General features: G+C 64.3%; 15 protein-coding genes. 5 read left to right on the top strand and 10 right to left on the bottom strand.

Going from position 1 to position 21,121, the window contains the following annotated elements; all coding sequences use genetic code 11:
* Nucleotides 1-151 precede the first annotated feature (151 nt).
* The 3 genes from ACAM57_RS32585 to ACAM57_RS32575 form a co-directional block, all read right to left on the bottom strand.
* On the bottom strand, nt 152-1,069 hold the full coding sequence (locus ACAM57_RS32585) for a LysR family transcriptional regulator (protein ID WP_369662740.1): 918 nt from the start codon (nt 1,067-1,069) through the stop codon (nt 152-154).
* A 444-nt stretch (nt 1,070-1,513) separates the two neighbouring features.
* Nucleotides 1,514-2,317, bottom strand: a complete 804-nt coding sequence (locus ACAM57_RS32580) for an OmpA family protein (RefSeq protein ID WP_369662739.1) — start codon at nt 2,315-2,317, stop codon at nt 1,514-1,516.
* Between the two features lie 65 nt (nt 2,318-2,382).
* Nucleotides 2,383-9,147 (bottom strand): ESPR-type extended signal peptide-containing protein, encoded by a 6,765-nt coding sequence (locus ACAM57_RS32575; protein WP_369662738.1) that lies wholly within the window; start codon nt 9,145-9,147, stop codon nt 2,383-2,385.
* Between the two features lie 1,416 nt (nt 9,148-10,563).
* Between ACAM57_RS32575 and ACAM57_RS32570 the strand changes: the two genes are divergently transcribed.
* Entirely contained in the window at nt 10,564-10,755 is a 192-nt protein-coding gene (locus ACAM57_RS32570; RefSeq protein WP_369662737.1) for a hypothetical protein, read from the top strand.
* Nucleotides 10,756-10,780: 25 nt separating this feature from the next.
* Here the strand turns inward: ACAM57_RS32570 and ACAM57_RS32565 are convergent, their stop codons facing one another.
* Nucleotides 10,781-11,644 (bottom strand): response regulator, encoded by an 864-nt coding sequence (locus tag ACAM57_RS32565; protein ID WP_369662736.1) that lies wholly within the window; start codon nt 11,642-11,644, stop codon nt 10,781-10,783.
* 471 nt (nt 11,645-12,115) lie between these two features.
* Between ACAM57_RS32565 and ACAM57_RS32560 the strand changes: the two genes are divergently transcribed.
* Both ACAM57_RS32560 and ACAM57_RS32555 read left to right on the top strand, forming a co-directional pair.
* Complete coding sequence (locus ACAM57_RS32560) at nt 12,116-14,536, top strand: hypothetical protein (protein ID WP_369662735.1); 2,421 nt, start codon at nt 12,116-12,118, stop codon at nt 14,534-14,536.
* Between the two features lie 44 nt (nt 14,537-14,580).
* The gene (locus tag ACAM57_RS32555) at nt 14,581-15,357 is read left to right on the top strand and encodes a hypothetical protein (RefSeq protein ID WP_369662734.1); all 777 of its coding nucleotides are present in this window, start codon (nt 14,581-14,583) and stop codon (nt 15,355-15,357) included.
* A 121-nt stretch (nt 15,358-15,478) separates the two neighbouring features.
* On the opposite strand, the gene ACAM57_RS32550 is transcribed toward ACAM57_RS32555, so the two are convergent.
* Nucleotides 15,479-16,060: a TetR/AcrR family transcriptional regulator gene (locus ACAM57_RS32550; protein ID WP_369662733.1), complete on the bottom strand. Its 582-nt coding sequence runs from the start codon at nt 16,058-16,060 to the stop codon at nt 15,479-15,481.
* A 115-nt stretch (nt 16,061-16,175) separates the two neighbouring features.
* Here ACAM57_RS32550 and ACAM57_RS32545 point away from each other — a divergent pair, with 115 nt between their 5' ends.
* Nucleotides 16,176-16,955, top strand: a complete 780-nt coding sequence (locus ACAM57_RS32545; protein WP_369662732.1) for a hypothetical protein — start codon at nt 16,176-16,178, stop codon at nt 16,953-16,955.
* 58 nt (nt 16,956-17,013) lie between these two features.
* Here the strand turns inward: ACAM57_RS32545 and ACAM57_RS32540 are convergent, their stop codons facing one another.
* Genes ACAM57_RS32540 through ACAM57_RS32530 form a run of 3 tightly spaced genes read right to left on the bottom strand, consistent with a single transcriptional unit; the run spans nt 17,014 to nt 18,408 of the window.
* Entirely contained in the window at nt 17,014-17,400 is a 387-nt protein-coding gene (locus ACAM57_RS32540) for a hypothetical protein (protein ID WP_369662731.1), read from the bottom strand.
* Between the two features lie 55 nt (nt 17,401-17,455).
* Nucleotides 17,456-17,956, bottom strand: a complete 501-nt coding sequence (locus ACAM57_RS32535; RefSeq protein WP_369662730.1) for a DUF4189 domain-containing protein — start codon at nt 17,954-17,956, stop codon at nt 17,456-17,458.
* Between the two features lie 5 nt (nt 17,957-17,961).
* Nucleotides 17,962-18,408 carry a lysozyme inhibitor LprI family protein gene (locus tag ACAM57_RS32530; RefSeq protein WP_369662729.1) on the bottom strand — a complete coding sequence of 149 codons (447 nt, stop codon included), beginning with the start codon at nt 18,406-18,408 and terminating at the stop codon, nt 17,962-17,964.
* A gap of 133 nt (nt 18,409-18,541) precedes the next feature.
* Here ACAM57_RS32530 and ACAM57_RS32525 point away from each other — a divergent pair, with 133 nt between their 5' ends.
* Nucleotides 18,542-19,258, top strand: a complete 717-nt coding sequence (locus ACAM57_RS32525) for a hypothetical protein (RefSeq protein ID WP_369662728.1) — start codon at nt 18,542-18,544, stop codon at nt 19,256-19,258.
* A gap of 19 nt (nt 19,259-19,277) precedes the next feature.
* Here the strand turns inward: ACAM57_RS32525 and ACAM57_RS32520 are convergent, their stop codons facing one another.
* Together ACAM57_RS32520 and ACAM57_RS32515 are read right to left on the bottom strand one after the other, a co-directional pair.
* Nucleotides 19,278-20,432, bottom strand: a complete 1,155-nt coding sequence (locus ACAM57_RS32520; RefSeq protein WP_369662727.1) for a helix-turn-helix domain-containing protein — start codon at nt 20,430-20,432, stop codon at nt 19,278-19,280.
* Between the two features lie 12 nt (nt 20,433-20,444).
* A complete protein-coding gene (locus ACAM57_RS32515; protein ID WP_369662726.1) occupies nt 20,445-21,014 on the bottom strand; it encodes a TetR/AcrR family transcriptional regulator in 570 nt (189 codons plus the stop codon).
* Between the last annotated feature and the right edge of the window lie 107 nt (nt 21,015-21,121).

Genomic DNA, 21,121 nt, shown 5'->3' with positions numbered 1-21,121 from the left:
AGCAGTGCTCGCGAGCTTCACGGCAAGTGACGGCCCGATCCCCGAGGTCGCGGCCTCGCATTGCGCAAGGGCGACTTGTGGCTACGAGGCCGCCCTCGTGCCAGACACACGGCAAGTGTCGCCCGGCACATGGCAGCGCGCCTTGACCACCTCAGACGATCGCGCGGCCCATGGCGGCGTGGTCCTTCAGGCCGAGTCTCTCCACCACCATCTCGACGAACATGGAAACGGCCAGCGGGCGGCGCCCCCGGCTCGGGTACACGACGTTCAAGCCGGGGTCTACACGCGTGTATCCCGGCAGCACCCGCACCAGCCGTCCCGCAGCGACATCAGCGCCTGTCAGGATCGAGGGCAAGGCCGCAATGCCGAGCCCCGCGCAGGCCGCCTTGCGCAGTGCCTGGTGCGCGTTGCTCTTGAAGCGCCCCTGGACTCGCACGTTCGTCTCCACGCCGGCCATGTCCCGCAAGCGCCATGTGCTGCCGCTGGCGTCGGATTGCACCACGCACGCGTGCTCGCTCAGTTCCTCCGGCGAGGCCGGCATGCCTTGAGCCGTCAAATACGCAGGGCTCGCAATGAGCTCTGCGTCGCTCGCGCAAATCTTCCGGGCCGCATAGCTGGAGTCCTGCAAGGGAGCGCAGCAAAAAGCGACATCGATGCGATCCGCGATCAGATCCAACGGCAGATCGCTGGGTACGAAATCCAACGTGACCAGCGGATGAGCCGCCAGGAACGCCGCCACCCATGCCATGTCGAAGAAATCGAAGAAAAGGGTCGGTACAGCAACCCGTACCGGGCCACTCGGCGCCGAGCTGTCCGCGATTTGCAATTGCCCGGCCTCAATGAGTTGCTTGATGGCGGGTCCGCAGCGTTCGTAAAAGGCCCGCCCTGCACTGGTCAGCTCGAGCTTGCGCGTGGACCGCTGCATCAGCCGCGTGCCCAGCCGCGCTTCGAGCTGCTGGATGCGCCGGCTCACCGTTGGCGACGGCATGTTCAGCCGCCGCGCGGCCTCGGCAAAACTGCCACACCGGACGACCTGCACAAACATCGCCACTTCATTCAGATCGAGCACGAAGATTCTTTCTATTGTTGAGATTCGGATGGTTGCCCCCCTCCTCCTGCGCCAGGGCACGCAACCCGCATGCACCTTCGGTTCCTGCCAGGCGCCTTCGCGCGAACTCAAAAACCCGCAATCCGTTCTCCCGATCGCTCGAAAGTGCTTGAGCAACTGAGCAATCGGGAGACCTGCCCCTGCAAAGTCCATTGCGGGAGCTCGCGGATGACGTCCCGCTGACTTCGGACGAAGCGAGGCGCCTGTACAGTCAATCAGTCAGCCCTGAACGCGCAGGGCAACGCGCGGTCGGGTGTCGATGAACGCCTCGACCCCAGCGCATGAAGCGCTGGGAATCCGATGGGTTTCCAATGCCTAATCCACCGGATCCCGGCCTGAGCCCTCATGGCACTCGCCGGGACAGCGATCCCACCGGCCATGTGGGGACCTTAGAGCCCCGGCGGCCTATCGCTCGCCGCTGACCTCGAGCTCGACGCGACGGTTGGGCTGCAGGCAGGCAATGAGCTGGCTATGCGGCCCGCCGTCGGTACACGGGACCAGGGGCTGCGTCTTGCCGACCCCGAAGGCGCGCAGCGCCGAGCGCGGCAGGCCCTGCGCGATCAGGTAGTCGCGCACAGTCGCCGCACGCGCGGCCGACAGCGCCTGGTTGTAGGCATCGCTGCCCAGCCTGTCCGTGTGGCCGATCACGGTGATCGTGTCGACGCGCTTGTACTGGCCCTTGAGCTGTGCGGCCAACTGGTCGAGCTGCGCCCGCCCGTCGGCCGACATGTCGGCGATGCCCGACTTGTCGAAAGCAAATAGCGCGTCCGCGGCCAACTTGAACCGCTGCGGCGCCGCCGCCACGGCGGCGGCCGGCACCGGTCCCGCCACCTCGGCCTTGGCCGCGACATAGCCCGCGCAAGCCGGGTCCTTCCAGTACATCGCGTCGGACAGCCCGTCCCTGTAGACCACCTTGTACTGGCAGGTGACGAACTCGTCGCCGCGCCCGGTGCGGAAGTTGAACAGATAGTCCCACTCCTTCGGGCCGAACAGTCCTTCGCTGAAGTGCGGATAGCTGATGAGCTCGCGCACCTGATTTTTCGTCATCCCCCGTCCGACGCGGCGCAGTTGCTCCACATTGACGAAGGTCCCACCCTTGAGCCAGGCACTGCCCGCCTCGGGAAAGCGCACCGCCTCGGCGGCTGCAGGTGCCGCGCCTGCCTGCTCGGGTGCTTGGGTGCCCGACGCGCAGCCCCCCAGAACTGCCAACAGAGCGGTCAGTGCGAGGCTTTGGATTGCATTGTGTGTTTTCATAGATGTTGTTCCTCTTGCGCTCAGTCGAACGAGAACCCGAAACCCACGCGCACGATGGCCTTGCTGCCACCGGTGGCCCAGCCCACGCCCGCATGCAGGGTGGTCTGTCCGTTGTCCGAGCGTTTGAGCAGGTTGAAGCCGATGCCCGCCTGCCCGTTGTAGCCAGCCACCGCCCCGCTCACGTGGTATCGCCCGGGCTCCACCGGCGTGACCACGGCCATGGCGGCCGAGGCCGCGATGCCGCCCGAGAGCATCCGCGCGTTGGCATCGACCTTGTCGCCCAGGGCGTTGATGCGATTGTTCAGGCCGGCGCTGGTCGCGTTGAGCTGGTTGACGTTGACCGCGTCGGTGCCCGCCACGCCCGGTGCCACGTTGTGCACCGTGACCGGGCCGGTGGCGTTGCTGCCGCCCATGGTCACGCTGTTGTAGTTGGTCGTGCCGTCGGCGTTGGTGTCGTACTTGACCGTCGATTGATCGATCACCGCCACCTGGCCCTGCACGCCCCGCAGCTGCGACACGTTGACCGCATCGCTGTCGGCTGTGCCCGCGGCCACGCCGGTGATCTGGCGGAACTGGCCGCTGGCGGCATTGCCCACCGACACGGCCGCCAGGGTGCTCGTGGTCGCACCGATGGCGATGCGCTGCGCGTCGGTCGCGGTGGGCGGCACGTAGCCGGCCACGCCCGCCGCCGTCGAAGCCACCGAGCCCGCGCCCAGCGCCACGCCGCCTGCCTGCGTCACGCTGGTGCCGGCGCCCAGCGCCACGCCCTGCACCGCGGCGGCCGAAGACTGCGTGCCCAGCGCGATCGAGTCGGCCAGGTGCGAGGTCGAGCCCTGGCCTATCGCGATGCCGCCGGGCGCGCTCTGCTGCACCACGGCACCGTTGCCGATGCCCACGCCGTTGTTGCCGTTGACCACCGTCTGCGGGCCGACCGCGACGGATTCCGCGCCGATGGCCAGCGAGTCGGCCGCCGTGGAGTTGGCATGGAAGTATTGGATCGGCGTGACCGCGAAGGACTGCAGCGCGCCGCTGAGCTGGCGCACCGTGACCGCGTCCTGCGCCTGCGTGCCGTCGGCAACGTTGGTGATCTGGCGGTAGGTGGTCGCGCTGCCGACGGAGAGGGCGCCCAGCAGCGTGCGGTCGGTCGTGTTGAACGGGATCAGGGAACTGCCCGCCGGGATGTTGCCGGTGCTGCCCGCGACCGTGCGGTCGGAAACGGAGCCCGAGCCTAGTGCGACCCCGTTGTCGACGGTGGCGCTCGCGTCCTTGCCCACGGCGACAGCGTCGGCACCCGTGGCGCCGTTGTTGTTTTCGTTGCCGCCGCCGGTGGACCGGACGCTGAAGTACCTGATCTTGTTGGCCGTGACCGTGCTGCTCAGGTTCTCGATCGACTGGTTGGTGAAGAAAAGCTGCGAACCGTTGACGGCATCGGTCGACGAGCCCGAGAGCCTGCCGGCTGCCACGTTGGTGATCGTGCGCTCGGCTCCGACCGAACCGACGCTGACTGTGCTCGTCGGCGCGGCGCCGGCGAAGTTGTAGGTCGTGCCGTTGATCACCGTGCTGGCCGTGCCGACGGCCGCGGCCGTGGTGGAGCCGGAGCCGAGCGCTACGCTGTTCGCGTCGGCCGCGGTGGCGCCGAGGCCGATGGCCACCGCCGATGTTCCGGTCGCTGCCGCATTCTTGCCCGAGGCGATGGCATCGGCTCCCGTTGCGCCGTTGTTGGTCTCGTTGCCGCCGCCTATGGAGTTGACGCTGTAGTACTTGGTTTTGTTGGCGGTGACGGTGGCGCTGAGGTTCTCGATCGACTGGTTGGTGGCAAACAGCTGCGAGCCATTGATCGCGTCGGTCGAGGTACCGGAGATCCGGCCGGCCGCCACATTGGTGATGGTGCGCTCGTTGCCTACGCTGCCCACGCTCACGGTGCTCGTCGGCGTGGTGCCCTGGAAGTTGTAGACCGTGCCGTTGATGGTCGTGCTGGCCGTGCCAACGGCCGTGGCCGTGACCGAGCCTGAACCCAGCGCCACGTCGCCCGCATTGGCCGTCGCCGTTGCCGCATCGCCGATGGCCACGCCGCCCGCCTTGCCGGCCGCACCGGCCGTGGAACCGTTGCCCAAGGCCACCGAGCCTTGGCCAATGGCCTTGTTGCCATTGCCGATGGCGACCGCGCCATTGGCCTGGTTGGCCGCCGTGGCCGAGGCCGTGCCGTCGCTGTTGGCGATGTTGTTGGCACCGCCGGTGAAGGCACCGGTGCCGCTGGCATAGCTCGGATCGCCGATCGCCACGGCTCCGTCGCCATAGGCGGTGTTGCCCGAACCGATCGAGATGGCCTTGCCACCGGTGGCTCTCGCGTTCTTGCCGATGGCCACCGCCTCCGCGGAATCGGCCGTCGCCGTGCTGCCGATCGCGATGGTGTCCGCGGCGCTGGCGCGCGCGCCGTTGCCCATGGCGACGCCGCTGGCGCCTGCGGCCAAGGCGTTCACGCCCGCAGCCAGGGCATTGATGCCGGTGGCGCCGTCGTTCGCATAGTTCGCCTGCTGCGTGCCGTTGTCGTTCACGGCGTAGTAGTGGTTCTTGGCGCCGTTCACCTGGGTGGTCAGCTGCGTCATGTTCACCGCATCGGTGGGAGCCACGCCGGGTGCCACGTTGGTGATCACCGTGTTGTTGGCGTTGATGCCGGTGTTCGTCACGCTCGGGCCACCCGTGATCGTCAGGCCATTGTTGTTCAGCACCGTGCCGCCCGTCGTCACGCTGGTGAAGCTCGGCGTTGCGCTGGTGGCGATCTGCACCTCCGAGCCGTTCTGCGTGATCGCGATGTTGTTGCCCGCCGTGTAGGTGGCGGTGCCGCCCGGAGCGATGTTCTGCACGCTGGTGCCCGTCACGGTGCCCGTGCCCGTCTGGGCCGTGGTCACGTTCCAACCCTTGCCGGCCGTCACTCCGATATTGGCCAGCTCGGTGTTGGTCGCGAACAGCTGCGAGCCGTTGATCGCATCGGTCGATGTGCCGGAGATCCGGCCCGCGGCCACGTTGGTGACGGTGCGCTCGGCGCCGACGGCGCCCACGCTCACGGTGCTCGTCGCCGCAGTGCCCTGGAAGTTGTGGACCGTGCCGTTGACGGTCGCGCTCGGCGTGTTGACCACTGCCGCCGTGACCGAGCCAGCGCCCAGTGCCACGTCGCCAACATTAACGCCCGCCGTCGCGCCGGTTCCGAGCGCCACCCCGTTCACGGTGCTGACTGCCGCGTTGTTGCCCATGGCCACGCCGCCGGTGGCCGCCGCAGTGGTGCTGGCGCCCACGCCAGCCGCAATGGAGTTGATGCCCTTCGCGCCATCGTTGTTGACGTTGCCCCCGGCCACGCCGTTGTCGTTCACGCTGTAGTACTTGGTCTTGCTGGCCGCCACCGTGGTGGTCAGTTGGTCCACGTTCACCGCGTCCGTGGGTGCCACACCCGGCGCCACATTGGTGATCACCGTGTTGTTGGCATTGATGCCGGTGTTCGTCACGCTCGGACCGCCCGTGATCGTGAGGCCGGCGTTGTTGACGACGGTGCCGCCCGCGGTCACGCTTGTGAAGCTCGGCGTCGCGCTGGTGGCGATTTGCACCTCCGAGCCATTCTGCGTGATCGCGATGTTGTTGCCCGCCGTGTAGGTGGCGGTCCCGCCCGGGGCGATGTTCTGCACGCCGGTGCCCGTCACCGTGCCCGTGCCCGTCTGGGCCGTGGTCACGTTCCAGCCCTTGGCGGCCGTGGCAGCCACATCATCGATGGCGGCATTGGTGGCAAACAGCTGCGAGCCGTTGATCGCATCCGTCGAGGTGCCGGAGATGCGTCCGGCCGCCACGTTGGTGATCGTGCGCTCCGCGCCTGATGCACCGACACTCACTGTCGAGGTCGGGGTGGTGCCCTGGAAGTTGTAGACCTTGCCGTTGATGGTCGTGCTGGCCGTGCCGACAGCCGTGGCGGTGGTCGAACCGGAACCCAATGCCACATCGCCGGCGTTGTTGGCGACCGAGTTCGAGCCCAGCGCCACGCTGTTCGCCGCCTTGGCGCTGGCCGTATCGCCCACGGCGACGCCGCCCGCTGCCGTGACGGACGAGGCGTTGCCGAGCGCCGTGGCACGCGCCGCCGCGGCGTTCGCGCCGGTGCCCACGGCTGCGGCGCCCTCGCCCGATGCGCTGGCGAACTCACCGACCGCCAGGCTGTTGGTGGCGCTGGCGTTGGAGAAGGCACCCACCGCCGTGGAGCCGCTGACGCCCGATGCCACGGCGTTGACACCGATCGCAGTGCTGCTGACCGCGGACGCCTTGGTGCCGGTCCCGATTGCAATGGCGTCGCCGGCCGTTGCACTCGACTGGAAGCCCTGCGCCACCGACTGATCGCCCGCCGCCGATGCGGCGACGCCGGCGGCCAGCGAATTCGCGCCGGTCGCGCCGTTGTTCGTGTAGTTCGCCTGTTGCGTGCCACCGTCGTTCACGCTGTAGTAGTGGGTGGGCGTGCTGGCTGCGATGGCCGCGACGGCCTGATTGGTAGCGAACAGCTGCGAGCCGTTGATCGCGTCGGTCGAGGTCGCAGAGATCCGCCCCGCCGCCACGTTGGTGATGGTCCGCTCGTTGCCTGCACTGCCCACGCTCACGGTGCTCGTGGGCGTGGTGCCCCGGAAGTTGTAGGTCGTGCCACCAATGGTCGCGCTGGGCGTACCGACGACCGCTGCGGTCACTGATCCGGAGCCCAGCGCCACATCGCCGGCATTGGCAGTCGCACTCGCTGCGTCGCCAATGGCCACACTGCCGGCCTTGCCGACGGCGCCGGCCGTGGAGCCGTTGCCCAGGGCCACCGACCCTTGGCCGATCGCCTTGTTGCCGTTGCCGATGGCGACCGCGCCATTGGCCTGGTTGGCCGCGGTGGCCGAGGCCGTGCCGTCGCTGTTGGCGATGTTGTCCGCGCCACCGACGAACGCGCCGGTACCACTCGCGAAGCTCGGATCGCCGATGGCCACGGCGCCATTGCCGTAGGCAGTGTTTCCGGAGCCGATCGAGACAGCCTTGCCGCCCGTGGCGATGGCGTTGGTGCCGACGGCAACCGCTTCGGCCGAATCCGCCCGGGTGTTGCGGCCGACCGCGATGGTGTTCAGGGCCGAGGCGTTCGACAGGCGGCCGATTGCGATCGCTTCCGTCTGGGTTGCGGACGATTCCCCGCCGATGGCGATGGCATTGGTTCCCGCTGCATTGGCACCTGCGGTCGTGTTACCGCCAACCGCCACGGAACCGGTGCCAGTGGCGCGCACTGCGGTGGCGGCGGTGGTTCCGCCCGAGCCGAGCGCGGTGGCGTTGTCGGCACCCGCATTGGTTCGGGTACCGATCGAAAGTGAGTCGACGCCGGTCGCGTGATTTGCGATACCCATCGCGACAGCGCGTGTCTGGGACGCCTCCACGTCCGTGCCGACAGCGATGGCGGCCTGGGCCGTGGCGCCCGTTCCCGCCACTGTGCGCGCGCCAAGATTGATGGAGTTGATCTGGGAGGCGATGGCTTGGAAGCCGATCGCAATGGCGTTCCGCCCGCCTGCGGTGGCAGTGCTGCCTTGCGCGACAGCATCCATTGCGGAAGCGCTTGCCTGGGAGCCGATTGCAATCGCCCTGTCCGCGGTCGCACCTGCGTTCAGGCCGATCGATGTCGTCGCGTTGCCCGCGACCCCGATGCCAGCGTTGGTGCCGATGGCGATGTTGTCGTTGCCGCTGACCAGGCTGCCTGCCGAAGCCTTCAAGGTGGCGTCGTAGGCGACAGAGCCGTCGCCTGTGCCGAGAGCGACGTTGCGTGTTCCCGTGACGCCCGAGCCCGCGCCGCGCATCACGCTCGCAGTGCCTCCCCCCATGGCGGTGTTCAGCGCGCCGCTGACCAGCGCTCCGGCCGCAATACCCACTGCGATCGAACCCGTATTGGCTGTCGTCGAGCCCGAACCCGCGCCCTGGCCAACCGCAACTGTGCTCGCCCCGCTGGCAAGCGCTTGCGCTCCGAGCGCAAGCGAACTGTTCCCCAGCGCCCGGGCACTGTTCCCTACGGCTGTGCTTGCGGCGTCGCTTGCCGTCGCCAGATGCCCTATCGCAATGGCATCCGTTGCAGCCGCGTTGGCCTGACGTCCCAGTGCCGTACTGCTGTCTCCGCTGGCGACGGAGGCCCACCCCCCGGCCAACGCAAAGTTGGCGTTGGCCCAAGAGCTGACACCTATCGCCGTGGAATTGCCTCCCGCGGCATTGGCGAAGGTGCCTAATGCGCTGGCGCCGGCTGCAGTGGCACTGGCGTTCACGCCGATCGCGACTGTATTGACGTCGTTCGAGACGGTGCCGCTACCTATCGCGACCGCGCCTCCCGGGCCCGTAGCGGATGCCAGACGGCCGATAGCGACCGAATATTGCGCCGAAGCTACGGTCTGATAACCCACGGCCGTCGCCCAGTTGAGAGAGGCTATCGCCTGATATCCGAGCGCCGTGGCTCCATCCGCGGTAGCTTGGGATTGCCAACCCATACATGAGGCGGTGCCATTGTAGTAGTTGTAAGGCGACGCAGTGCAGTTCACCGACTGCGCCTGCGCCATCGAGGCACCTCCGAGCCAGCCCAGGGCCAACAACGCACTCATGACCCCCGCGCGCAAGAGCCCCGAGGGGCGCAGGCTGAGCGCGCGCGGCACAGCCGCCTTGCGGCTGCCGCCACGCTTGCCGCGGGCGCGGGTGTTTTCCGACGCCGCAACCCAGGCACCAAGGGATTCATTCCAAACTGAACAATAGATCGTATTCATGGGGCTCCGTCCGTTCGATTCAAAAACCGCTTCTCCCTGGGAATTTCGCAATTAACTGTTGTTAACAACTATTGATGACGACGTTAACGATTGCAACTTGACCTGTTGCTTTTCGGAGCAATTTGGTTGAATCGATTTAAATTTACTAATGGAAAGCACTCAACAATAGTAATATTAAGTTACTAATAAATTTATTCGCTTACCACATCATTAACGCTTCAGAGCGTGAGTTTTTTGGCTGAAATTTGCGCTTTCTATTGAATCCAACTTGCTTGACCCCGCTTTTCGTGGCGTATTGCCGCGATTGCGAGAAAGTTGCGCAGTGAGTCGTTCCACCGGGCGGCGACACCCAGGTGAACGCCTTGGGCGACGAGGTATGCCCCTGCCTCAACCATCGCGCCCGATGAGGAGTGCGCCCAGGAAAACTGCCCGCGAGGTTGGCTGAAGGCTCAGGCGTTCAATCCACTTCCTAGGGCGGTTTTCTCCAATGGAGTCGGGCCACCAGCAGTGGGCCCCGGTGCTTGGCGAGCGTGCTTTTCCAGCCTTCGCTTGGATCCCAGCCGCCAACGCAGATGTCAGGGCGACACCGCAAGCCAGGGCTAACGGCGCGGGTACCTGCAACAAAACTTCGCTGTCACTTGGCTACTTCTCTGGGGCAGGGGGCCCGCATATCAATTCACCCTTCGCGGACCAGCAAGCATGCGATGACCTCACCTTGCAAGACATAGCGTCAAATGCGTGAGGTTTTTTTGATGCCGCCTCATCCCTTTTTGAGTTGTATACATGCAACATATTCGTCTTCTAGCTCTCGCAGCTCAAAAGCCTTGCCTCGATTCCATCAAAAAAATGAACTGGTGAATTTCAATTTCAATATGAATAAAAAGCCACAATTCATGAATTCCCATCGATCGCGTCCCCATGCATGCGAGCACGAATTGAAGTTGTCTAATTCACGTGCCCTTCCCTTCACACCATCGCCTATTTCTGGCCGCGGACTGCGATGAGCTTGGTCAGCGACGATCCGCATGCAAAGCACGCTGTGCAACAAGTAGGAACTCTTGCTTGATCGCACGCACATGGAGCCCAGGTACGGCGGACTTGCGGCGGGGCGGTCACGGAGCCCTGTCCAATCCATCGGAGCCACCGGCCCTCGTCGCGACTAGCCCAGTGCTCAACCGAGGGATCCCCTGTCAAAGGAGCTGTCAATCGCGCGCCCGAAGCGGCCGAAGACGCGCATGCTCGCGAGGCGAGCGGCGCGCTTACAGACTGGATAGCTGGCCTGGCATCACGGGTCCCTGCCTTCCAGCCTGCCTCCTATGAACGTGGGATTCGTGAAGAAGCCTGTCCTGGTCCACTGGGCCGCCAGGAAGCATGGAAAGCACAGCAATGCCTAGACGGACCATCCACAACGCGACCGTGACCTTGAAACTGCCGTTCGACATCGGTGCCAGCGCGGAGCTCATCGCCCTGCGGGCGGCCGGCATTCCGGTCGATGCGCTGGGCAATGCGGAACGGGGCTTTCTCTTCGTGCGGTCGAGCCATGGCAGGAGAAGCCAGACCAACATCTTCCGATGGTTTGCCGGCAAAGTCGGACAAGTGCCTGGCTAGCCGTGCTGGGACGTCGGCCCTGCGCTCAGCGGCGGGCGCGAAAGAGATCGCCTCGCCCACTGGGCTCGAACATATAGCCCACGCCCCAGATCGTCTGGATATAGGAAAATTCGCCGTCCTCCAGCAGCTTGCGCAGTCGTGAAACCTGCACGTCCAGGCTGCGATCGAAGACACCGAGTTCGCGCCCATGCGCGGCCCGAGCGAGCTTTTCGCGCGACAGCGGTTGCCTTGCATGACGAACCAGAACCTTGAGGAGCGCGATCTGGACCGTCGTGATGCCGAAGATCTCGCCGTTCTTGCGCAGCATGCGTGTGCCCAGGTTGAACTCGAAGGGCCCAAATCGCACAACCTCATTGCCCATTGAGGGGCCGCCCGGCTCCTCCTTCGCAGGACTGCGCCGCAGGATCGCCTGAATGCGCGCGCGCATCTCACGCGGATTGAAGGGCTTGCCGACATAGTCGTCGGCTCCCATCGTCAAGCCCCTGATCCGATCGGAATCCTCCGCCCTCGCGCTCAGGACGATGATTGGTGTGCGCACACACGCTGCACGCAGTTGCCTGCAAAGAGAGAAACCGTCCTCACCCGGCAACACAATGTCGAGCACGATGAGGTCGACGACGCTGCGAGACAGGATCGATAACAGCGATGCACCGCTGCGGGCCTCCAGCACCTTGTAGCCTTCTTGCGCAAGATAGCCGCCGAGCAGTTGTCGCGCGTGCGGGTCGTCATCGACGATGGCGATCACGTCGGCTCGCGGGGACGTTGTCATGCCAACAGAGCGTCGCGACCAGGCGAGCAGGTCCCGTGTCGGCACCTCGCGCGACACTGTCGCGAACTCGCCCTCCTCCCGATCGTCGCTGGCATTGCGCCACATTGATTTCAGATTCATGGGAAATGCCGGCCCATCCACTCAGATCGACCAGAAGCCTTAGCAGGAACGAAGAGGCTTGATTTATAGGGTCACGTCCATTGATTGATCAAATTCTTCAGTTGTCAACTGTCGTGCGGCGGCGGCGTTGTGCGAAGTAGGACACCGACCGTCAAATGAGCACCCCTCGGCACCAGGAAGGCCGGGCGCGTTGCATTCCCAGTTCCTTGTCGATCAACCAGTTCAGGCGGGACGGGCAAGGTTGCGATCGCGGCGATGTGAACCGGGTTTCCTCGGCGAATGCTCGATGCTTGGATGGAACAAATGGCGTTGCGCGTCCGCGGGATCTTCATGGGCGGCTTTGGAGCGCCTCATCGCCGCCGAGTCCTCGCATCGTGACGGCCACCGCGTTTCACTCAGACTTCTTGCCCCCTTCATTCGATCCGGCAACAACGCTGCCACTATGGGCCTACGGATAGATAAGAGGCTGGCATGCTGAAAAAGAAACTCCTGGATATCGGACTGGGGACAGTGATGGCGCTGTCTATGCTGTTCGTCTGCATCGCGGCAAACGCGTTCTCCGGCGATGCCACGGACAACGCGTTCGCCGCCTTGCTCTCCATGCCCGGTGCGGAACCGGCCGAAGGATTCTGGGATTTCCCGAAACCAGACGATCTTCCGGTGGCCAACCAGGCGGCACTGACCGCCTATCTGGCGAAGCAGCAGAAGGCCGGCGCGGACTTCAACGCCTACCGGCACGGGGGGACCCTGCTGCACCACGCCATCCGCGCCGGTCAGGACAGGACCGCGATCTGGCTGCTGGCCCATGGTGCGGATCCACGCAAGACGCTCCAGGGCGGTACTGACACCGCGGTGACGCTGAGTGCGAACTACAAGCGCGACAAGGTGTTGAAGGTGCTGGGCTCGGTCTACGGATTGACGACGACTGTCATCCGCCCCGCGCCGCCCAAGGCGCCGGTGGATGCCGCGCGCATCGCGTCGCTGTCCTTCGGCTCGCCCTCGGACGACAAGCTGGCGCGCGAATACATGCGCAAGCTGGCGATATCCGTGAGCTCCTACAACCCAAAGACCGAACAGTTGGCTGCCAGCGAAGCTGCCATCGCCGGATGGAGCGCGCTTGCCGGACGGCTCAAACCCGAAATCTACGCGCGCATCGTCGACGACGATCAGGCCCTGGGCAATCTGGTGCTGATGAACAGCCGCTCCGCAGCCGGTCTCGACAGCGCACTGGCCGGCGTCCCGAAACCAGTGCTGCAGCGCCACGCCCAAGCGGCGCTTCGCGGGCTAGTCCAACGAGCCTGGGTTCAGTTCCCGCACGATGCCAGCCAGTCTCCCAGCTACGGAGTGCCGCCAGAGCTTTGGCGCGCGCTCTGGCGACATCTGCCGAAACCGATGGACTATGCCGAATGGCCCGCGCTGGCCGGGCGCATCCAGCCGGAGCTCTGGGACGAACTGTTCGCCAGTGGCTATGCCAACCATGACGCTGACACCGCCTTGCAGTGCTTGCCTTCGGACATGGATGCAGGCAGCTTCAGGGCTGCATGGCCGCTCATGCAGAAGCGATTCGCCAATGCGCGCGAGGCCGTCGCACGCACCATCCTGAGCCCGTTCCGCCTGATCGGCTCGCAGCATCCCGCCTGCTACGCGGCCAAGGACACCGAGACACGCGACAAGCTGCTGTTCCTGGCATCGCAAGGTATCGCCCGGCCGGTCCGCGGCATCGACCGCAGACGGCTCGGCGACAGCGCCAAAGTGCTACTTCCAGCCATGGATCCTTTCATCGATGACACGCCTGCGGGTAAGCCTCGGCTCGTCGATGCCAACGTGAATTGCCGTTTCGAGTTGAGCGATGTGCTGTACCGCGAACTTCTGAACAACACCGTGGTGAAGAACGCGGCGGACGGCACGATGAGCGTGCGTATCGAAACGGTGCAATTGGTCGAGATTCCGGGGGACGCGGACTGTGGCCTGCTGGTCGGCGGCAGCAGCCAGATCGGAGGTTATGTAAGCGGAGCAGTCGATACCTTCACAGGCCCCGAGCTCAACCCCACGCCCTCGTGCCCCGATCCAAGCGATTGGTACGAGGTGTGGCACGAACGCGGAGGAAAGATCGAGCGGCTGAACACCGACCTCGGTGGCGAAGACAACGTGCCACGACTGTTCCCCGTGAAGGACACCGTCACGGGCCGCCGCTACTACCTGCACGACGGAGGACAGAACGGAAAATGCCACGGAGGCCACAGGCTGCCGTTCACCTTCGAATGGAAACAATCACCGCAAGGCCTCGCGCTGATGAAAAACACCGCCTCCCCCGACCTGGAAGACGCGCTGTACGCGCAGTGCACCTTCGACGAAAAGACGTACGTGCACTGCGACGGCCTCCCGGCGATGAATGTCACGGCCGAGCCCTCGATCGAACCGAACAGGAACAGCGCCTTCAACGACATGGACCTGCAGGCCTTTTTCAAGGTGTTCAGAAAGACCCAGTTCGACGAGTACCAGGCAGCGGTGCAGGCACTCGACAGGCCACGACTGCAGCAATTCAAGACGGAAGGCGTACCCGGTCCGTGGACCGCGCAAGCCCTCAAGTCGCTCGCCGGCTCGGCCCTGCCGCTGGCCGACAAGCGCCATCGCATCGCCTGGCTGTTCGCCGATCATGCTCAGCTGGCGCGCGCTCTGGACGGCGAAGTTCTCGAATCCTTGGCAGGCTGGTTGCCACGCAAGGACTGGGGGCCGGTGTGGGGTGTCGTGACCAGCGATCGTGAGGCTTACCACTACGGCCTCGCCTACCTGCGCGCGAATGTCGCTGAGAAAAAGAACGACGCGCTGGCCTGCGATATCGACCACGCGCAGGGGCTGATGTGCGGCGAGACCTGGGGGGTCGACCGATGAGCATGTGGATGTCGGCCTTCGCCCGACATGCAACACTCGAGCTCATGGACGAAACACTCTCATCCTTCGCACAAGACCCGGATCTGGTGTCGTTCGAGTCGTTGATTCCGGGCTGCCGTTGGCGTGTCCTCAAGCCACGTCACCTGCCCATCGAAGCAGGGATCCGCGCGGAGCAGGCCAGGCTGGCAGGCAAACGATGGCTCGTGGTCGGGTTGCTGCGGGAGCTCGATGGTGATTACCTGACTCTCGATACCGTGCATCTCGATGCAGCGTTCGATGATGAAGGCGAGGCCCTGACGCGCGCGCGTTCGCTGCAAGCGGAAATGATGGCGACGATGCGCGTGAAGTTGAAGGATGCGAACTGCCAATCTGAACCCCCCAGGTGGCCTCTGAAGGAGTCATTGTTTGGAAGGCCTGTGCTGCACGCGGGGGACACCGCCTACTTCGATGCCCCCAACCTCTGGTCCTGGGCGTGGGTCGATGTCGCCGTCCTTCCCATCGACCCTGTATCTCCGCTCAACGTCGAACTCATCGACGCGATCGGCGAGCCTTACGATCTGGGTGCGCTTCAAAAGCATTTCGAGAGGGTTGGGGAGTCGCTCGGTGTTGGTGTACGCCCACCATGGACGATGCCGCCCGCAACCGCTCCCATGACGCCGCCGGAGTTCTCGCACCTGAACGTCAAACGCCCGCCCATCTTCTGGAGACTCTTGTCTTGGTTGGTGCCTGCACTGGGCATCCTGGCCATGATCGCCGGCTATTCTGGGGTCATCGGCCATCACTCTCAACGCCACAACGCAGCGCCGACAGAGCACCGCTGAGCGTACAGCGCATGTTCGGTCGGTGCGACGCAAACAAGGCGTGCAGCCTGCTGCGATCTCTACGCACCGACCGACGACATGTTCAACCAGAGGGAACGGCTCCACTGGAACGCTCGCCTGGCTAGCGGACGCCCCCCGTATCCGCCCGTGCCTCGTTCAAGAGCGCCTGAGCCGCCACCCACGCCCGAGCGGCGGCCTTCGAATCACCAACGGCCCGTGCATCAGCTGTGGCGCCGCTGAGCAGCATCACGTACACATTGGCCAGCCGACGCGCGGCACTGCGATTGACCACCTCTCGAAGCAGGCGCTCGATCATCGCGAGCAGGTCATTGCGATAGCGCACCGCCACATCGGTCACCGTGGGACACGTATCCCCGAACTCCGCCAGCGCTCGCTCGAACAGGCAGCCCGCAAACGTGGGACTGCGAAACCACGTCCCATACCAATCGAAGATCCCTTTCAGGCGCGCGCTAGCGTCGGGCATGGCCGCGAGCTTGGCAGCCATGCTGTCCATGATGAAGGCGTAGCGCTGTTCGAGCACTGCCCTGATCAGGTCTTCCTTGCTGGCGAAATGATGGTAGAGCGTCATGCGGGCGACCTCCGCCTCGTCGATGATCCGCTCGATGCCGACCGGGTGAAAGCCATGAAGGGAGAACAGCTCGCCGGCCTTGTCCACCACCTGCTGGCGCTTGCTCGCGCGCATTCCGTCGTCTCCTGGTTGTACGACGAAATCTTAGCTGAGCTTTGGCAGTGGCGATTGCCCATCGGTTGCGCCTTGTCGGATTGACCAGTCGCAGGAGCCCAAGGAAACTACCGCAATGGAATCGCTTCGCCTCTCCGCCCTGTGTGCAGCGCTGTACCTTGCATCCGCATCATGCATTGCCGGCGGGGCCATGGAGAGTTCAAGTACGCGCCCAGATCTGTTCTTTGCGTGGCTCTCGTCCGCCGATGACAGCGATGAGGTTGTCGTCAATCTTGAGAAGCATGCGGACCTTCTTCGGTTGACCGAGCATTGCAGGCGTGGATTGCCCGTCTACCGCTACGGGCAGAACACTCGATACACGTGCAAGGCAGAGCCGCATACCACCGGAGATCCGGCCGATTGGAAGATCGCCGACGTCAAAGTGAAGGGCCCGACCCCAAAGTCAACAACGGCACAGTTCGGCATGTTCTCGTTAAGACCCACGCGGGCCACACACTGGAACACCAGAGCAATCACGCCCGGCGAGAAAACGGCGCTGAAGGCCTTCATCGAAGTCGGCAAACCGCGTCTGGGTGTGCCCGTCAAGCAACTGAAACTCCGCAGGGCCACAGCGGTTTCCGCCTCGGATGAAGGACGGACCACCATCATCGTGCCAGGCAACGAGGTACGCGATATTCCCGGGGAGTACTATGCGCAGCGTCACTATGTCTTCGTCAAGGACGGCGAGGCATACATCTACCGAGGCATGCTCCCGGCCAAGCCTCTGAAGTACTTCGACCTCGATGGTGGTGACCTTCCCGACGTTCTTGTCGAGGAGGATTGCGACGGCATATGCATTTCCTTGTGGAGCCTCTCCAAGGGGATCCGCAACGTCGCAGCGTTCGGTGGTCACTGACCCAATCTGATGATGAAGCTTGCACGGCGGTTCGAGAGGCTGACGCAGCTGTGAATGCTCACGCGGATGGAGGTGAATCCAGCCCCCGTTGCACAAGAATGCCTCGATCGACAAGCAGTTTCAGCAGTTCCGTGTATGTCTGGCATGCGCTGGCAGCGCTGTGCTCCAGCGCCTTCCCAAGCTCGTCCTCGCTGCCATGCACACGCGTGTATCGCAACGCGACCGACGTGTTCAGCGTGGCAAACGCTCCGCACAACTGGACGAACGCAACTGTCTCCTCGAACAGCCTGGTCTTGACCTCTATGGCGATCATCATGTCAGAGCCGTATCCGCACTCTGCGTCCACCTTCGCGGCATAGGCATTCAAGTCGTATGCAGGAAGCCAATGCGGCGCCCAACCATTCAGGTTCGAGGCGATCTGGCCGATGCTCGCGTTCAATGCCATCGTGAAACTCCTCTCGCTCCGATGACGTGGTTACAGGCGGATGAAGTCTCGGCCGCTAACGATTCCGCCCCGGCGAGCTGCAGTCCGTGTAGTAGACGTGGCACCCGGTGTCGCCATCGCTGCTGCAGATCGCCATGCCTTTCTGAATGGCTTCCTCCTTTGTGCCGGCGGCCGCCGTACTGAATCCACGGCTTCCGACGAGCATCACTCCGCATCCGTTGGAATAGGAAAGCTGGAGCTTGCAAGGCGATCCTCCCTTGGCTTGGCAATCGGCCAAGGCCTTGCACTGAGCACCTTGCTCACTGCGCTCCCCGATAGCAATCCCAAGCACGCCCTTCACGCCGTCGGTAGCGATCGCGCCCCAACGAGACTCCAGCGGGGCGGGAGAACCATAGCCACTGTTTTGAGGGGATTGCTGCGCGCTGGGGGCACGCCCGCAAGAAGTCGCACTGTAAGGAATCCAACCCGGCGGGCAGGCCACCTGCGCGCGAGCGTGGAGTGCGAAGACAAGCATGCCCAGCACGGCCAGAAAGGAAATGAAGCGCCCCGCGTTCATCGTATTCACTGGTCCTTCGCAATGGACAGGTACTTCTCCAACACATTGGCGCGTTCGCAGAGCCTGAAAATCCCATTGAGCTTGACCTGCATGCCCGCGATGGGCTCGTCTGCGTAGAGCGCTTCCTCGAAGACGGAACTCCTCGTCTGCAGTTCCAGCCATGCCCGCTGCGCGCCCACAAGACTTTCCTTTTCCCGCGCGCCGAGCCTGGCGAGCAGTGCCTTATAGGTCTTGTTCAGGCGTGCGTCCTGTTTCGCCTGTTCATCGGAGTGGCATGCGGCGATGGCGATCCTGTCGGAGCTGGCCTTGTCGATGCATGCGAAGAACGCAGCAGTGATGCCCTTGGGCGCCTCGCGCCTGATCAACTGGCCGGTGCTCTCGTCGGCCTGGGCTGCGACGCAATGGACGAAGACGGCAAGAGAGATGGCGATGGTCTTGAATGTTCTCTTCACGATTTCATTACCGCTGGGGATTCCTGTACGGAGCGAGCCGGTGGCTTGCCGGAACGCATCGAGCGCACACGGTGTGCGTTGAATGTATACCGATCAGTCTGATTTGAATAGAATTCCGGGCAATCGATCGAGCATGATCGCACTCGAGTTGCCGATGAACTTTTCGCGCATGAAGCCAGGCTTTTTTCGCACTGCAGCCAAGAGGGTTCGCGGTGTCCGGGAGTTCCACATGACGCATGTGGCTTCAGCCAGACATGTATTCGGCGCAGGCATCGCGGCCATCGGCATGATGAGCCTGTGCCTGGGATGCGGCAGCGCCCATGGCCAGCCTTCCGATCAGGGTGAAGCGGACCGCGGGCCAACATCGCAGCCCCTCTCCTCATCGGACCTCAGCGCGGACCAGGCTTTGCAGCGAATGCTGGAGTTGATCCGCAGCAGCAGAAGCGTTGCCGATGTCACGCCCGCATCCATGCAACGTGCGTTCGGCGTGCAGGTCAAGAAGGTCGACTCGCAGCAGTTTGGCTACGGCCAGCGTCTTCCCGGGAACTGGGCCTTCGGCATCATGCGGCAGGACGTGAGCGGCGCGGGGCGGTTGGACCTGACCTTCAGTCCGTTGCCTGGAATGCAGCCTGTGCCCTGGAGCCGCTGCGAACCCGATTTCGCCCGCTTCACGGCCCGGCTGGCAAGCATGGGCTTCGCACGCCATTCGTCCTATGGCGAACATGGTCGATGGCTGTACGACGTCTTCGAGCGGCCCGGCATGCGGGTCGAGGTGTACCCACTACCGGCCGAGCCCCGCAACGACGGGGCCCCGGCCCCTGCATGCGTCCAGATGGTGCTGATGCAATAGCACACCCGGCCGCGGCCGGTCAGTTGTTGAGCACGCCGAAAGGCAAGGTCCATCCGGAAAGGCTGCTTCCCACGTTCGACGGGTCCTTCACCGCGCGATCGCCCGGCATGAAGACCGGGCCGGCGCGATGCTCCATCGTCTCCTTGGGCGTGTGACCGAACTCGGCCTTGAAAAGGCGATAGAAGTACTTTTCGTCTGAGAAGCCGTGCGTCCATGCGACCTCGGCGATGCGCACATGCCGACGCCGTGGGTCACTGAGCACCTGGTACGCATGACGCAGTCTTCGGCGCCGGATCTGCCGCATGATCCCACCCTCCACCTCGAATAGCTGGTAGAGCCTGGCCCGTGAAAGCCCGACCTCCCGGCAGATCCTGTCGGGCGTGAGATCGGGCTCGAGCAGATGCGCATCGATGTAGTGATGAATCCGTTCCAGCAGCGCTGCACCGATCGAGCTGCCGGCCTCCCGTATCGTTTCGTCGGTCGGTGAAACGGCGGCGGCCATCAGCAGCAGCATCGACTGGACCACATGGGGCACGTCCTGCTGCCGCAACGTGGAGAGGTTCCGGAACAGCGACAGCATCTGGTCGGCCAGGAGCCGGCCAATGGCGCCGTTCAGCTTGCGATCGTGCAGGAATGCGGCGTGGCCCGGCAGGAGATACCTGGGCACGACCACGCTGATCACATCCCCCGCTTCGACGATGCAGTCGTTGAGTTGGGCCACGTCGTAGAAGAAGAGGTCACCGGCTCTCTTGATCGCGTCCGGTCCCATGTCGCGGCGGGTGACCTGCCCGCCCAGCAGCAGCGTGAGGCGAAAGGAGTCCTGCCCGTCCAATCGGATGCGCCGTGCGTTGCGGTCGACCGAATAGGTCAAAGGCCGAGTCCGACCGGGCCAGCGCCGTCCCGAGATGACCAGAGGCCCGAGGGCCGCGCCGGTGGCTTCCGCGTCGAAGGAACCATGGCCGTCGTCCTCGAATACGCAGTCGCAGAGGTTGTCCTTGACCCACAGGTGAAACCGGTCCCGCACGGGATAGTCGGTCGTGGAAAACCGGAAGACGGGAACGGCGTCCGGCCGGACCATGGCAGCGAGTTTTCTTCCCATAGGCCGAAGATCATCGCCGATCGCTGCTACAGCGCCGATGGACTGCGGCTCGCATCGGTGTTCTGCACGGCGCATGGGTGTCATGCCTCAAGGCTGCCTGGCTTTGTCGAGCAGCAACTTCGCCGCCTGCCATGCGTCATGCACCAGTTCCTCCGGATTTCCATGGGCCTGCGCCGCGGCGCCCGCGCCATGGAGAAGCATCGCGTACGCGAGCGCCAACCGCACGGCAGGCGCCTGCGGGAGCAGCATGCGCAGCATCTCGGCCATCTGCCTCTTCAGCGTGCTTCTGTAGCGAAGCGCCACATCCGAGATGCCCTTGGTGTGGACACCGAACTCCGACAATGCACGCTCGAAGAGGCATCCCGCGAACGCGGGCGTGCGAAACCAATCGCCGTGCCAGTCGAAGATGCCCTTGATCTTTCCGATAGGGTCGGGAATCTCCTCCAGCCTTCGCGCGATGCTGTCCAGGATGTCGTCGGAGCGCTGCTCGAGCACGGCCTGCACGAGATCTTCCTTGCGCGAGAAATGGCGATGCATCGCGATGCGCAGTTCGTCGGAGCCCCCGACGATCTCTTCGACGCTGACAAGGTGAAAGCCTCTTTCAGAAAAGAGTCGAGTCGCCTTTCCGACGAGCCGTTCACGGCTCTCCTGTTCCATGCCTTGTCCTCTGAGTCGCGACAGTCTGGCGATCACCATCGTCGGGGAGTAGTGACGGCGCATCGGGGATCCCGCGGCGTCGCCGAGTCAGGCGCATCGTAGTTCAG

It is taken from the genome of Variovorax sp. V15 (assembly GCF_041154425.1).
GTDB lineage: Bacteria > Pseudomonadota > Gammaproteobacteria > Burkholderiales > Burkholderiaceae_C > Variovorax > Variovorax guangxiensis.
This window is presented reverse-complemented; position numbering and strand designations above follow the sequence as displayed.